At 67.9% G+C, this 13,606-nt stretch carries 13 protein-coding genes and 1 pseudogene; 6 read left to right on the top strand and 8 right to left on the bottom strand.

The window, feature by feature from the left end; genetic code table 11:
- Positions 1-505: 505 nt before the first annotated feature.
- A complete protein-coding gene (locus tag E3O67_RS15185; protein ID WP_135103071.1) occupies positions 506-1,018 on the top strand; it encodes a DUF664 domain-containing protein in 513 nt (170 codons plus the stop codon).
- 10 nt (positions 1,019-1,028) lie between these two features.
- On the opposite strand, the gene E3O67_RS15180 is transcribed toward E3O67_RS15185, so the two are convergent.
- Positions 1,029-1,730 (bottom strand): response regulator, encoded by a 702-nt coding sequence (locus tag E3O67_RS15180; protein ID WP_135103070.1) that lies wholly within the window; start codon positions 1,728-1,730, stop codon positions 1,029-1,031.
- Entirely contained in the window at positions 1,723-3,399 is a 1,677-nt protein-coding gene (locus tag E3O67_RS15175; RefSeq protein ID WP_134428972.1) for a sensor histidine kinase, read from the bottom strand. Before E3O67_RS15175 ends, E3O67_RS15180 begins: the two co-directional genes overlap by 8 nt.
- A 176-nt stretch (positions 3,400-3,575) precedes the next feature.
- Here E3O67_RS15175 and E3O67_RS15170 point away from each other — a divergent pair, with 176 nt between their 5' ends.
- The 4 genes from E3O67_RS15170 (at position 3,576) to E3O67_RS15155 (ending at position 8,509) form a co-directional block, all read left to right on the top strand.
- Positions 3,576-4,946: a cation:dicarboxylate symporter family transporter gene (locus E3O67_RS15170; protein WP_370260527.1), complete on the top strand. Its 1,371-nt coding sequence runs from the start codon at positions 3,576-3,578 to the stop codon at positions 4,944-4,946.
- Positions 4,947-5,357: 411 nt separating this feature from the next.
- A complete protein-coding gene (locus tag E3O67_RS15165) occupies positions 5,358-6,644 on the top strand; it encodes a glycine betaine/L-proline ABC transporter ATP-binding protein (protein ID WP_135103068.1) in 1,287 nt (428 codons plus the stop codon).
- Entirely contained in the window at positions 6,641-7,528 is an 888-nt protein-coding gene (locus tag E3O67_RS15160; protein WP_135103067.1) for a proline/glycine betaine ABC transporter permease, read from the top strand. The genes E3O67_RS15165 and E3O67_RS15160 overlap by 4 nt, the downstream gene beginning before the upstream one ends.
- 84 nt (positions 7,529-7,612) lie before the next feature.
- Positions 7,613-8,509: a glycine betaine ABC transporter substrate-binding protein gene (locus E3O67_RS15155; protein ID WP_135103066.1), complete on the top strand. Its 897-nt coding sequence runs from the start codon at positions 7,613-7,615 to the stop codon at positions 8,507-8,509.
- Positions 8,510-8,624: 115 nt separating this feature from the next.
- On the opposite strand, the gene E3O67_RS15150 is transcribed toward E3O67_RS15155, so the two are convergent.
- From E3O67_RS15150 to E3O67_RS15125, 6 genes are all read right to left on the bottom strand, one after another.
- Positions 8,625-9,122 carry a flavodoxin gene (locus E3O67_RS15150; protein ID WP_134428962.1) on the bottom strand — a complete coding sequence of 166 codons (498 nt, stop codon included), beginning with the start codon at positions 9,120-9,122 and terminating at the stop codon, positions 8,625-8,627.
- Between the two features lie 80 nt (positions 9,123-9,202).
- Positions 9,203-9,985, bottom strand: a complete 783-nt coding sequence (locus E3O67_RS15145; RefSeq protein WP_135103065.1) for an alpha/beta hydrolase — start codon at positions 9,983-9,985, stop codon at positions 9,203-9,205.
- A 259-nt stretch (positions 9,986-10,244) separates the two neighbouring features.
- A complete protein-coding gene (locus tag E3O67_RS15140) occupies positions 10,245-10,838 on the bottom strand; it encodes an energy-coupling factor transporter transmembrane protein EcfT (RefSeq protein WP_135103064.1) in 594 nt (197 codons plus the stop codon).
- 94 nt (positions 10,839-10,932) lie between these two features.
- Positions 10,933-11,613 (bottom strand): energy-coupling factor ABC transporter ATP-binding protein, encoded by a 681-nt coding sequence (locus tag E3O67_RS15135; RefSeq protein WP_134428956.1) that lies wholly within the window; start codon positions 11,611-11,613, stop codon positions 10,933-10,935.
- Positions 11,610-12,254, bottom strand: coding sequence for a biotin transporter BioY (locus tag E3O67_RS15130; RefSeq protein WP_135103063.1), 645 nt, complete (start codon positions 12,252-12,254; stop codon positions 11,610-11,612). The genes E3O67_RS15135 and E3O67_RS15130 overlap by 4 nt, the downstream gene beginning before the upstream one ends.
- 67 nt (positions 12,255-12,321) lie before the next feature.
- Positions 12,322-12,957 carry a YdeI family protein gene (locus tag E3O67_RS15125; RefSeq protein WP_241982227.1) on the bottom strand — a complete coding sequence of 212 codons (636 nt, stop codon included), beginning with the start codon at positions 12,955-12,957 and terminating at the stop codon, positions 12,322-12,324.
- 261 nt (positions 12,958-13,218) lie between these two features.
- Here E3O67_RS15125 and E3O67_RS15120 point away from each other — a divergent pair.
- A pseudogene (locus E3O67_RS15120) lies at positions 13,219-13,606 on the top strand (hypothetical protein); the annotation flags it as partial.

Genomic DNA, 13,606 nt, shown 5'->3' with positions numbered 1-13,606 from the left:
CGAACCGGCACCCAGTACTGGCTCCGGCCACCGGGCGAGGTCGCCCCGGAACAGACGCTGATCGCACTGCCCAGCAAGCGAGCGAAGCTGTAGGCAGGGAGTGCGGCCCATGGTTCCAGGCCTCTGGTCCCTGGTTTCGACAGGCTCGAGCACCGGGGTGGGAGCCTTCGGGTGGCGGTGCACCGGGTCTCGACAGGCTCAACCACCGGGGTGGGAGTCTTCGGGTGGCGGTGCACCGGGTCTCGGCGGGCTCGACCACCGGGACGGGAGCCTTCGGGTGGCGGTGCATCGGGTCTCGGCAGGATCGAGCACCGGGGTGGGAGTCTTCGGGTGGCGGTGCACCGGGTCTCGACGGGCTCGACCACCGGGGTGGCACCTCCGGCGTTGGTCGCAACACGGGTTGGGTGGCGAAATGCAGGGTCCGGCAACGACCCGGTCTACGCTGGCTCCGACCGGGCGGGGGTGCAACAGGCCCGCCGACCCATGACCTATCGGAGGACAACGGATGCTGTTGAGCTACCTGATCGCCGAATCATATGACCGCATTCGCGGAACCGTGCACGCCGTGCTCACGGATGCCGGAGCGGAACTGCTGACCTACCGGCTCAGCCCGGAGGCGAACAGCATCGCGTGGCTGATCTGGCACCTGACCCGCGTGCAGGACGACCACCTGTCCGAGATCATGCACGAGGAGCAGCTCTGGGTCAGCGGCGGCTGGGCCGACCGCTTCGCGCTGCCCTTCGATCGGGCCGCCACCGGCTACGGGCAGACCACCGAGGACGTCGGTCAGGTGCGTGCGGACGCATCCGTGCTCGTCGGCTACTTCGACGCGGTGCATGCCCGTACCATCGCCTGGCTACCCACCCTCGCCGAGGCGGACTACTCCCGGATCGTCGACACCGGATGGACTCCGCCGGTCACCCTCGCCGTGCGCCTGGTCAGTGTGCTCTCCGACGACCTGCAGCACGCCGGCCAGGCAGCCTACGTGCGTGGCCTGGCGGAGCGCGCCGGGCACTGAACCGGGCGACTCAGCGGCGCCAGGCGTATTCGTTCTCGGGACGTCCGGGCGTTCCGTAGCGCGGCGACCGGTCGAGCGACCCGGTGTCGGCTAGATGCTCGAGGTAGCGCCGTGCGGTCACCCGTGAAATGCCCAGCTGGTCCATGACTTCGCTGGAGGAGACCGGCACGGTCTGGTGCTTCAGGAACTCGATCACCGCACCCAGGGTGCCCTCGGAGAGACCCTTCGGCCGCGGTAGCTCGGTGGGGGTGCGCAGGCTCGCGAACGCGAGATCCACGTCGGTCTGGCTGGTCATCGCGGACTGGCTGGCCAGCTGCAGCCGGAAGTCCCGGTACTGCACCAGCTTCTGCGCGAAGGTCGCATAGGTGAACGGCTTGATCAGGTACTGCACGATGCCGGCCGCCACGGCTCCGCGCACGATGTGCAGTTCGCGCACGGCCGTGATGGCGATGATGTCCGTGGTCAGGCCGGCTGCGCGCATCCGTCGGCTCACGTCGAGGCCGTGCAGATCGGGCAGGGTCATATCCATGAGCACCAGGTCGATGGGCTGCCCGGCGGCGACGGCCGCGGCCAGGGCACGCAGAGCGGCATGGCCGTCGCCGGCCGTGCCCGCGTGCACGAAACCCGTCAAACGGTCGAGATAGGCGGCGTGCGCCTCGGCTGCGATGGCCTCGTCTTCGACGACAAGCACCCGGATGTCCCGGTCAGCCATGTGATCCGCCCACCGTTGCCGGGAGGCCGGGTTCGCCCGCCGTGGCGGACTGCTCCGGCTGCCGGGGGAGGGTGACCGTGAACACGGCTCCCTCGCGGCGGGTGATGCGGAGGCCGCCGCCGAGCCGGTTGACCGTCTGCCGCACCAGCGCGAGACCGAGGCCCCGGCCGAAACTGCCGGGCTCCTTGGTGCTGTAGCCGCGGCGGAGGATGTCGGTCACGGCGTCCGGGTCGACGCCGGGTCCGGAGTCGGCCACCTCGATCGTCACCGCCTCGGGCGTGGAACTGACCGAGAGGTGCACCCGGCGGGGTGCCGCGCCACCGGCGGCCGCGTCGAGCGCGTTGTCGACCAGGTTGCCCACGACCGTGACCAGGTCCTGCGCCGACAGGCCGGACTGGGCCAGGGGTCCCGCCGCCTCGACCGTGAGTAGCACCCCGAGCTCGCTGGCCTGGGCGAACTTGCCCATCAGCAGGGCGCTGAGCACCGGTTCGTCCACCGAGTCGAGCATGTCGTCGGTGAGCTGCTGGCTCTGCTCCAGGTCTTTGGTGGCGAAGTCGAGGGCGTCGGCCCCGCGTCCGAGTTCCATCAGGGACACGATGGTGTGCAGACGGTTGGCGTGCTCGTGCGTCTGGGCGCGGAGGGCATCCGAGAGGGTACGCATCGACCGGAGCTCGCTGCCCATCGACTGGAGATCGGTGTGGTCGCGGATGGTGGCGACCCAGCCCATCGGCGCGGGCTTGGTGCGGCCGTTGCCCGGTGTCAGCGCCGGCTGCTGGCTGATGACCAGCACTCGGGTGTCGGTGACGTGGATCTCGTCGGTCGCGGGACGGCCGCTCTGCAGCAGTTCGGCCAGCGCAGGCGGAAGATTCAGCCGGTCGAGGCTCTGGGCGGCGGCGGCGGATGCCCGACCCCCGGTCGGTGAGCGCTGCGGTAGGCCGAGCAACCGGGCGGCCTGGTCGTTGTAGAGCACGACCTCCCCCGTGAGGCCGACCAGCACCAGACCCTCCCGCACCGAATGCAGCACCGAGTCGTAGTACACGAAGAGCTGGGCGAGTTGCTCCGGGCCCCAGCCGAGGGTGACCCGGCTCAGGTAGCGGCCGAGCAGCCAGGTGGCGATTGTTCCCGCGGCCAGCAGGATCAGAGCCACAGCCAGCACGGCCGGCAGTCGCGCGCTCAGCGCAATGGAGAGGTTGCTCGTCTTCACACCCGCGGCTACCAGACCCTGCACGGCTCCCTGCCCGTCGGTGATCGGCACGATGGCACGAACCGAGGGGCCGAGCGTGCCCGTGGTCACCTCGGTGAACGGCTCCCCGGACAGGGCGGGCGCGACGGTGCCGATGTAGGGGCGGCCGATCTCCGACTCCGTCGGGTGGGTCCAGCGAGTGCGGTCGGGCGCCATGATCGTGATGAAGTCGAGGCCGGCGTCGGTGGTGACCCGCTCAGCGTACGGCTGGAGCACCGCGCTGGGATCGTTCGAGCGGCTGGCGTCCAGTACGAGCGGGTTGTCGGCGATGGCGGTGGCGACTGCCAGCATCCGTTCCTCGGCGGCGACGAAGCCTCGGTCGCGGGCATCGACGAAGGCTGCGGTTCCCACGAACACGGTCATCGCGAGGATGAACAGGGCGTTCGCCAGGAACAGGCGGCGCGCAATGCTCCAGCCGTGCCCCATCGCATCCTTCTCTCACCGTGCATCCGCCCGCGTTGCGCGTCGGCCGTGACCAATATGACCGCAACAGTGACGCAGGCAGCTCGGTCGACCAGTCTGAAAAACACAACGGATGGTCCGGGCGCACCAGCGCCTCACCCCAGCCTAGTTACTAGACAAAGGAGTCTTATATGGCGTCAATGCCTCGCGATCGCGCTGAGAAGCCCGCGAAGAAGTTCGACAAGTCCCACTACCTGTACATGGCGGTCATCGTCGCCGTGATCCTCGGCGTCATCGTCGGCTTGCTCTTCGGCGGCAAGGACGGATTCGCCGTCTCGCTCAAACCGCTCGGGGACATCTTCATCGCCCTGATCAAAATGATGATCTCGCCGATCATCTTCTGCACCATCATCCTCGGCATCGGCTCCATCGCGAAGGCCGCCACGGTCGGCAAGATCGGCGGACTGGCCCTCGGCTACTTCCTGACCATGTCCACCTTCGCCCTGGCGATCGGCCTCGTGGTGGGCAACCTGGTCAAGCCCGGATCGGGACTGGACCTCACGGCGACCACCTTCGTGCCGCCGGAAGCCGCCGAGACGAACTTCTTCCTGGGCATCATCCCCACCACGCTGTTCTCCGCGCTGACGGCCGGCAACATCCTGCAGACCCTACTGGTGGCCCTCATCGCCGGCTTCGCGCTGCAGAAGATGGGACCGGCCGGCAAACCGCTCCTCGAGGGCATCGCGCACGTTCAGGCCCTGGTCTTCCGCATCCTGATCATGGTCATGTGGCTCGCCCCGATCGGCGCCTTCGGCGCGATCGCAGCCGTCGTCGGCGCCACCGGCTTCCAGGCCGTGATCAGTCTCTTCACCCTGATGGCCGCCTTCTACCTGACCTGCGCGCTCTTCATCGTCGTCATCCTCGGCGGGTTGCTCAAGATCGTCACCGGCGTGAACATCTTCAAACTGATGCGCTACCTCGGCCGCGAGTACCTGCTGATCTTCTCGACCTCCTCTTCCGAAGCGGCGCTGCCGCGCCTGATCGCCAAGATGGAGCACCTCGGCGTCTCCAAGCCCGTCGTGGGCGTCACGGTTCCCACCGGCTACTCCTTCAACCTCGACGGCACCGCGATCTACCTGACCATGGCGTCGCTCTTCATCGCCACGGCCATGGGCCAGCCGCTCGCCCTGGGCGAGCAGATCGGCCTCCTTGCCTTCATGATCATCGCCTCCAAGGGTGCCGCCGGGGTGTCCGGCGCCGGCATCGCGACCCTGGCCGCCGGCCTGCAGGCCCACGCCCCGCAGCTGCTCGACGGGGTCGGTTTCATTGTGGGCATCGACCGCTTCATGTCCGAGGCCCGAGCACTCACGAACTTCACCGGCAACGCCGTCGCCACCGTGCTGATCGGCTCCTGGACCAAGGAGATCGATCGGGCCCAGGTCGACCGGGTGCTTGACCGTCATGAGCCGTTCGACGAGACCACAATGATCGCCCACCACGGGGTGCCCAGCGCCGCCGAGACGGCCTCCGCGACAGAGAAGGTCGCTCAGGCGGCCGCGCTCAAGGTCTGAGTTCGCCTGGGTCGTCCATCGCGACCCGGCACGGATGTCCCGCGGCGCAGGTCCGGGAAGCGGGCGCGCGTTCCACCGTGCGCCCGCTTCCCGAGACTGTCCCGCGCGTGTGTTGCGGTTCGAGTTGTAACCGAACACACGCCCTGATTTCGCAGATTCTTCGACGTAAACACCCATTGTGTTACGGTTGTGGCTGGTCTTACGACCCTTCACCAGGACGCGAAAGTACAGCCACGACCCCATCGGTACGGCGCTTCGTATGGTGAGGCCCTGACGGACGCGATCCCCATGATCGCCCCAGCCCACGCCCGGAAACGGCGTCTTGGCCGGTCGCGGCCTACCCGTCCGACACAGCGTGCATCCGTTCCGTCGCCGTGATTCGGCCCCGCTCGGCGTGCACCGGGAGAATCCGTGACCGAAACCATTGCCGTGAAGGCAGATCGACTCTACAAAGCGTTCGGGCGTCGCCCGCACGAGCTCGTCAAGAAGCTGACCGCGGGAGCCAGCCGCGATGAGGTGTCCTCGCTGGGCACCGCCGCCGTGATCGACGCCTCGTTCGAGGTGCACCGCGGTGAGATCTTCGTCGTGATGGGGCTGTCCGGTTCGGGCAAGTCCACCCTGATCCGGATGCTCAACGGGTTGCTGGACGCCACGTCCGGCACCGTGACGGTGGCCGGCCAGTCCATCACCGGAATCTCCGCCGCCGCGCTGCGCGAGGTTCGCCGCAAGAACATCTCGATGGTCTTCCAGCACTTCGCCCTGCTGCCGCACCGCACCGTGATCGACAACGTTGCCTACGGCCTCGAAGTGCAGGGGATGGGCCGCGAGGAGCGACTGGCCAAGGCGCGCACGATCATCCGTCTGGTCGGGCTCGACGGCTGGGCCGACAGCCTGCCCTCCGAGCTGTCCGGCGGTATGCAGCAGCGCGTCGGCCTCGGCCGTGCCCTCGCCGCCGACACCGATGTGCTCCTGATGGACGAGGCGTTCTCGGCCCTCGACCCGCTGATCCGCCGCGAGATGCAGGAACAGCTGATCGAGCTGCAGGCCGCGCTCGGCAAGACCATCATCTTCATCACCCACGACCTCAACGAGGCCATGTTCCTCGGCGACCGCATCGCTGTCATGCGTGACGGTCGGATCGTGCAGATCGGCACACCCGAGGAGATCCTGACCGACCCGGCCAACGACTACGTCGCCCAGTTCGTGCAGGATGTCGACCGCGCCCGGGTACTGACCGCGGCCAGCGTGATGGAGCCTGTGCGTTCCGTGGTCACGATCACCGGCGGCCCCCGCGCGGCGCTCCGCACCATGCGGGACCTGCAGACCTCCGCCACCTTCGTGCTGAACCGCGACCGCAGCTTCGCCGGTGTGGTGCGCGACCGCGACGTGCTGGGCCAGGTCAAGGCCGGCGAGACCGACCTGCGCGCCATCGTGCGAACGGATGTCATCTCCGTCAGCCCGGACACCGCTCTGGTCGACCTGGTGGAGCCGTCGGTAGGCAGCGACCTGTCGATCGCCGTGGTCGATGAGAAGAACCGTCTGCTCGGCGTCATCCCGCGGGTGACCCTTCTGGCCGCGCTCGGCAACGTGAGCACGAGCACGGGCGACCTGCCCGTGATCGAGCCCCCGGCGACGATTTCCATCAACGTGATCACCGAAACCCTCCGCGACACCGCTCTGGAAGGAGCCGACCTGTGAACGACTTCCGACTTCCCCTGGGCACCCTCGTCGAGGGATTCATCGACTACGTCACCGCGACCTTCGGGTTCTTCTTCGACTTCATCCGGGTGATCTTCGACGGCGCCTACGAGTTCGTCGACCTGTTGCTCGTCACGCCGCCCTTCTGGGTGATCGTGCTGCTCGCTGCGGGCCTCGGCCTCGCCGTCCGTGGCTGGAAATTCATGATCGGCACCATCCTCGGACTCCTCGTGATCGTCGGAGTCGACCAATGGGAGAACGCGATGGACACCCTCGCGCTCGTGCTGGTGGCCAGCCTGCTCGCGATCGCGTTCAGCGTGCCGCTCGGCATCCTGGCCGCGAAGTCGACCGTGGCGTCGGGCATCATCCGCCCGGTCCTCGACTTCATGCAGACCATGCCGGCCTTCGTCTACCTGATCCCCGCGCTGATCCTGTTCCGCGTGGGCGTCGTGCCCGGCATCGTGGCCACCATCATCTTCGCGATGGCTCCCGGTGTTCGCCTGACCGAGCTGGGCATCCGCGGCGTCGACCAGGAGGTCGTCGAGGCCGGAGCGGCTTTCGGCGCCTCGCCGTGGCGCATCCTGCGTCAGATCCAGCTGCCATTGGCGATGCCGACCATCATGGCCGGCATCAACCAGGTCATCATGCTCTCGCTGTCGATGGTCGTCATCGCGGGCATGGTCGGCGCCGGCGGCCTCGGAGCCCAGGTCGTCGCCAGCCTGAACCGTATCGACATCTCCCTCGGCTTCGAAGCCGGGCTGGCCGTCGTGATCCTGGCCATCTTCCTGGACCGCCTCACCGCGGCGCTGGGCACCGGAGACACACCGCTCGGTCGCATCATGACGGCCCGCAAGCGCCGCGCCCAGCAGGCGCTGGCCGCCTGAGGAGCCTCGGAGTCCTCACCTGCTGATTCACCTCATTCTCTGCTTGACCCCGGTCGCCCGCGAGGGTGACAAGAAAGGAAAAACATGAAGAACCGATCACTGTCCCTCATCGCCGTCGGAGCCGCCGGGCTTCTCGCCCTGAGCGGTTGCGCCTCCGCCGAAGCCGCCGTCGTCGGCGACGGCAACAAGGACCAGAAGGACATCACCATCGCCGTGTTCAACGGCTGGGACGAGGGTGTCGCGGTCTCTGAATTGTGGAAGGCCATCCTCGACGAGAAGGGCTACAACGCCGAGCTGGAATACGCCGACGTCGCCCCCGTCTACTCGGGTCTCTCGACCGGTGACTACGACCTCAACATGGACGTGTGGATGCCGGAGACCCACGCCTCCTACGTGAAAGAGTACGGCGACGACATCGTCGACCTCGGCGCGTGGAACGAGGAATCCCGTCTGACCATCGCGGTCAACGAGGACGCCCCGATCGATTCCCTCGCCGGCCTCGCCGCGAATGCGGACAAGTTCGACAACACCATCGTGGGCATCGAGCCCGGCGCCGGCCTGACCCTGGCCACCACCGACCGGGTCATCCCGACCTACGGCCTCGAGGACATGGAATACCAGACCTCGTCGACTGCCGCCATGCTCACCGAGTTGACGACCGCCACGAAGGCCGGCGAGAACATCGTTGTCACCCTCTGGGAGCCGCACTGGGCTTACGGCTCGCTGCCGATCAAGACCCTCGAGGACCCCGAGGGCACCCTCGACAACACCGAGGCCCTGCACAGCTACGCGAAGGCCGACTTCGCGAAGGACTTCCCGCAGGCCACCAAGTGGATCAAGGGCTTCGAGATGGACCTCGACAAGTTGTACTCGCTCGAAAAGGCAATGTTCGTCGACTACGACGGCCAGGACTACGAGCCGATCGTGGCTAAGTGGATCTCCGAGAACCAGGAATATGTGGACTCGCTGACCAGCAAGTAACACAGCGCTCCGGACGAAAGCGCACGAGACAGGCCCAGGTCACGCTGACCTGGGCCTGTCTGCGTGCGTGCGCGTGCATGCGCGCCTGGGACGCGCCAGAGTCGGGACGCGGAGTTCAGTGACGCAGCACGGATGCAATCGAGCCGGCCCAGGCAGCGGCCCGCCCGGCCTCGCCCGAAGCCAGCGGACCACCCCGACCCTCGACGATGAAGCCGGTCGGCGGGGCCACGACGTGCGCGCCAGCCTTCTCCAGCGCCCGCGAGATCTTCCCGGCGGCATCGCCGTGGAGGACCGTGCGCAGCCGGGTGTCGAAGGCGGCCGCCCGCACGCCCCGCAGGGTGCCGGGATGAAGCTGGACGAGGAAGGCCTGCAGCCGCGGCGAGGGCCGCCAGCCGACGATCGGACTGCCGACGACGAGCACCTCAATGCCGGTCAGGCTGTCCAGGCCGAGGCTGTCGACGGGGACTGCCCTGGTCCCTTCGCCGAGCTCAACGGCGATCGCATCGGCGACGGCCGCTGCGGTGTCCGAGTTCGCTGCGGTGCGGGTATTCGCTGCGCTGCCGAACCTCGCCGAGGTGCCGGAGCTCGAATCAAAGATGACCAGGGTGCTCATGCCGTCCTCCAACGATCGGGTTCGTCAGGTGCTGACGGCTTCAGTGTGCCCCGCGACCACAGTGCGGGCAAGGTTGCCGCCTACGGGGTTGTCTCCAACAGGAATTCACTGAGCTCGTTGGTGATTTCGGCGGCGACGGCATCCGTCGGCGCGGTGGCCACGCCGTCGCCGTTCTCGACGCCGTAATCACCGAACCGCGCGTGGTTGACCCCCTCGAGTTCGACGAAACGGGTGTCGGACGGGAGCAGATCGGCCCTGTCGGCGATCTGCTCCGGGGTACTGAGGCCGTCGGTGCTGCCGCTGAGACTGAGGGCCCGCAGATCGGTTCGTTTCGGCGAGGTCGCGCAGTAACTGCCGAACAGCACCAGCCCGTCCACCTTCGAGTCGTCGGCCAGCATGCAGGCTCGCACGCCGCCGATCGAGTGGCCGCCCACGAACCAGGTGGACACGTCGGGGACGGCATCGGTGAACGTGGACAGCGGGCGCTGGTCGAGAATGGCGAGGTTGAGCACCGGTTTGGCGATCACGACGGTCGCCCCGGTGTCCTCAACCGTGCCGGCCAGCTTGTAGAGGTAGGCGTAGGGGTCGACCCGGGCACCGGGAATGAAGACCAGGCCGATGTCGCCGGCATCGTCGGTGGGCGCGAGGATCACGGAATTGGGGGTGTCGGTGACGGTCACGTTCGGGTTGGCGAACACCTGGTCGGCGGCGGCCCGGTCGGCAACCCGCACCGTGTTCGCCCAGGCCAGGAACACGATCACGACGAGCACGAACGCGGTCAGGCTCCACCAGCCGCCGGCACGGATGCCGCGTCGGAGCCGTCCGGGTCGTCGCGCCTCGGTCTGGCTGCCGGGCTGAATCATCTTGCTCCGCTCTTCACCTGTCCGGTCGGGGTGAACCGGGAAACGGCTGTCGGTCCCAACCTAGCCGCCCTTCTGGAGTAGCCCTGCCGGAGTAGCCCTGCTGGTGTAGCCCTGCTGGTGTAGCCCTGCGGGTGTAGCCCTGCTGGTGTAGCCCTGCTGGTGTAGCCCTGCTGGTGTAGCCATGCGGGTGTAGCCCTGCCGGAGTGGCCATGCCGGAGTTGCCTCGACGGCGCCATTTCAGCGGTGCCGCCGAGGCGCTTCAGTCATCGAGACCGCGGGCGGCCAGGGCCTCGCCGATCGCATCCGCCGCGTAGAGCGACCGCACGACCACCGGCACGGCCAGGGCGAGCAGGGATCCCTGGGTGCCGCGCGCCCGGCGCGCCTCGATCACCTCGGACACGATCTCGGCGACGAGCGGGATACACCGCAGGGTGAGTGCGAGAAGCAGGCCGACGCGGTCGGCGTCAACCCAGCGCCGGAACGGTCGGAGCAGCTTCTGGAACCCCTCGAGCACGGCCGTGACCGTGGTCGTCAGCGTGAACAGGGCCGCCAGCGCCACGGCGATCAGCAGGCGGCCGGCCATCAGCCCGGCCGTGGTCCAGCCGGCGAACAGGGCCTGGAGTGGCACGGCGATCACCAGGATCCAGAGGATCGGCCCGACCTGCTTCCAGGCCGCGCCCAGCGGCACCCGCGCCACCAGGAACAGTGCGGCGACCCCGAGCAGGAAGACGCCCAGCTGCCAGAGCTCGCCGAGCAGGCCGATGAGCAGCACAGCGAGGGAGAGGAGCGCCAGCTTGAGGAGCATCGGTGCGCGGTGGATCAGCGAGTGGCCCGGGTGGTAGAGACCGATCATGCGAGCCCGATCATGCGAGCCCGATCATGCGAGCCCGATCATGCGAGCCCGATCATGCGAGCCCGATCATGCGAGCCCGATCATGCGAGCCCGATCATGCGAGCAGCTCACGGTAGGCGCCGAGTGCGGCCTCTGGGGTGTCGTCGGCGACCACCCGGCCGTCCTCGATCACGATGACGCGGTCGAAGGCGGCGAGCAGGTCGAGCTGGTGGGTGACCACGATGACCTGCTGGCTCAGGCCGAGCAGGAGTTCGGTGATGCTCCGGGCATTGCGCGCATCGAGCAGTGTGGTCGGTTCGTCGGCGACGACGATGGCAGGTTCGGCCACGAGCACGGCGGCCAGGGCGAGCAGCTGCTTCTGGCCGCCCGACAGTCGGTGCGCCGGATGGTCGGCGTGCTGGTCGAGGCCGAAGCGCACGAGCGCCGCCTGTGTGCGGGTCGTGATCTCGAGCGGTGTCAGCCCGCGGCGGCGCAGCGTGAAGGCGACGTCTTCGGCGACCGTGGGCATCACGATCTGGTTGTCCGGGTTGGTGAAGATGAAGCCGACCTGCCGGCGCACCGCCTTGGCGTTCCGGGCTACGTCGAGGCCGCCGACGCTCACGGTCCCCGTGTCGGGCTTGATCAGCCCGTTGATCAGGCGCACGAGGGTGGACTTTCCCGACCCGTTCGCCCCGACGATGCCGATGCGCTGTTCGGTGAGGGTCAGACGGATGTCGCGCAGCACCATCCGTTCACCGAAGGCATGCGAGACGCCGTCGATCTCGATCGTGCTCATGACGGGGCGGTGACTGCTCCCGCAGTGACGTCGGCGGCGGCGCGTCGGCGCGGGGGAATCAGCCCCGGGTAGGCCCTGTGCACCTGACGGGCCACCAGTACGGTGACGACGACTTTGACCATGTCGCCGGGCAGGAACTTCGTGGCATCGACCAGGGCCACCCAGATCGGCAGGCCCAGGTTGATCGCGGTGACGGGCACGCCGATCAGGTAGACCACGACGACGCCGCCGAGCGCGGTGGCACCGAGCGCCGCCCAGAATCGGTAGCGGGGGAGGAGCAGTCCCGTCAGGTAGCCGATGACCAGGGCGCCGAGCAGCCAGCCGTAGAGGTAGCCGGCGGCGGGTGAAGTGGTGAACCAGACGATTCCGCCCCGCCCGCCCGACAGCAGGGGGAGGCCGGCTGCGGCGAGGGCGAGCAGGAGGAGTACGGCGAAGAAGCCCTTGCGCGCACCGAGGATGGCGCCGGCCAGCATGACGCCGAGGGTCTGGAAGGTGATCGGCACGGCCACGGCCCCGATGCTCAGGGCGCCGGGCAGTCCGAGAGCGGCGATCAGGGCGGCGAAGATGGCTATCTGGGCGAGATCACGCACGCTCAGAATGTGGGGCGTCGGGGTGCGGTCAAGGCCGTTGCTGGAGGTCATGTTCCTCAATCTAGAATTCGGCGCGGACCCGATCTCAGTGAAGACCTACAAAGAATATGACCAAACTCTATAGCGATGCGTCCAGCGAGGTCTCACCGGCAGGGGTGGCCCGGGGTTTCTGCGGGTGGAGCGTTTCCCCGCGCCCGAGCATGCCGATGTAGGTCGCGATCTTCGTGGCGCGAGTCTCGGCCCGCTTGGCTGCATCGAGGCGGAACAGGATTGCGAATCGGTTCTGCGCTGTGAGAGCCCGGAAGAACTCGGCGGCGGCCGGGCTGGCATCGAGGGCCGCCTGGAGGTCCGCAGGGACTTCACTCTTCTTCTGGCGGTAGGCCGCGTCCCAGCGTCCGTCGGACTGCGCACGGTTGACTTCCGCCAACCCGGCGGCACGCAGCCGCCCCTCGGCGATCAGGGCCAGGGCCGCATCACGATTGATCTGTGACCACACACTGCGGGGCCGTCGGGAAGTGAATGCCTGCAGAAAGTAGTCGTCGTCCAGGGAGCTCACCTGCCCGTCGATCCAGCCGAAGCACAACGCGATCTCGAGCGCCTGCGGATGGGAGATCCCCGGCGCCGCAGATCGCTTCTTCCGCAATTGCAAACGAATGCCCTCGTGGTGGAGATTGGCCTCCAGCCAAGCCACCCAATCCGTCACGGAGACAAACAGCAGGACGGGTTTGTCGGAATGAGCGACCATGATGTTCATGGTATCCAGCGACCCTCCGGCGGTCGAGCCTTCCGCGACCCGCGACCCGCGACCCGCGACCCGCGACCCGCGAGCCGCGAGCCGCGGAGTCGCGGAGTCGCTGTGCCGCCGAGTTGCCGAGCCGCCGAGCCGAGGTTCCCGCCTCGGCGGTCGAGCCTGTCGAGATCCGGCGGACCGCTCTTAAGGCGAGCGTACAAATCTTCGAATAAACTTGCCCAAGTATGTGAATNCTACGTGTGCCCATTAAGGTATCCTTGGAACATGATGAACCTCGCGGAAGACCTCAGGCAGGCGGCCGAGGCTGTGGCCCTGTTGGGCTCTTCGAGTGCGGACTATGAGGCTCTGCCTGATGCCGCCTTGTTGGCTGGTCAGGGTCAGATCGTGTCGGCCCGCCGGTTGCTCGACACCCGCGCCGCGTGGATGGCGGGCACGATCGCCCGCCGGTCCCGGCCGGAGCTTGGGCACTCCGGGTTGGCGGCGCGGCAGGGGTTCCTGTCTCCGGAGGCTTTGATCCAGAAGTGGACCGGGTCGTCGAAGGGTGACGCGTACAAACTGGTCGCGGTCGGCACCATGTTGGCCGATGCGGAGGCGGCGGAGAAACTGGTCGAGGCGGCGGTCTCGTCGCCCGGTACGGATGCCGCCGTGGTCG

It is taken from the genome of Cryobacterium sp. TMT3-29-2 (genome assembly GCF_004564305.1).
GTDB lineage: Bacteria > Actinomycetota > Actinomycetes > Actinomycetales > Microbacteriaceae > Cryobacterium > Cryobacterium sinapicolor.
Note: the sequence above shows the minus strand (reverse complement) of the source record. Positions and strands in the feature narration are given on the sequence as shown.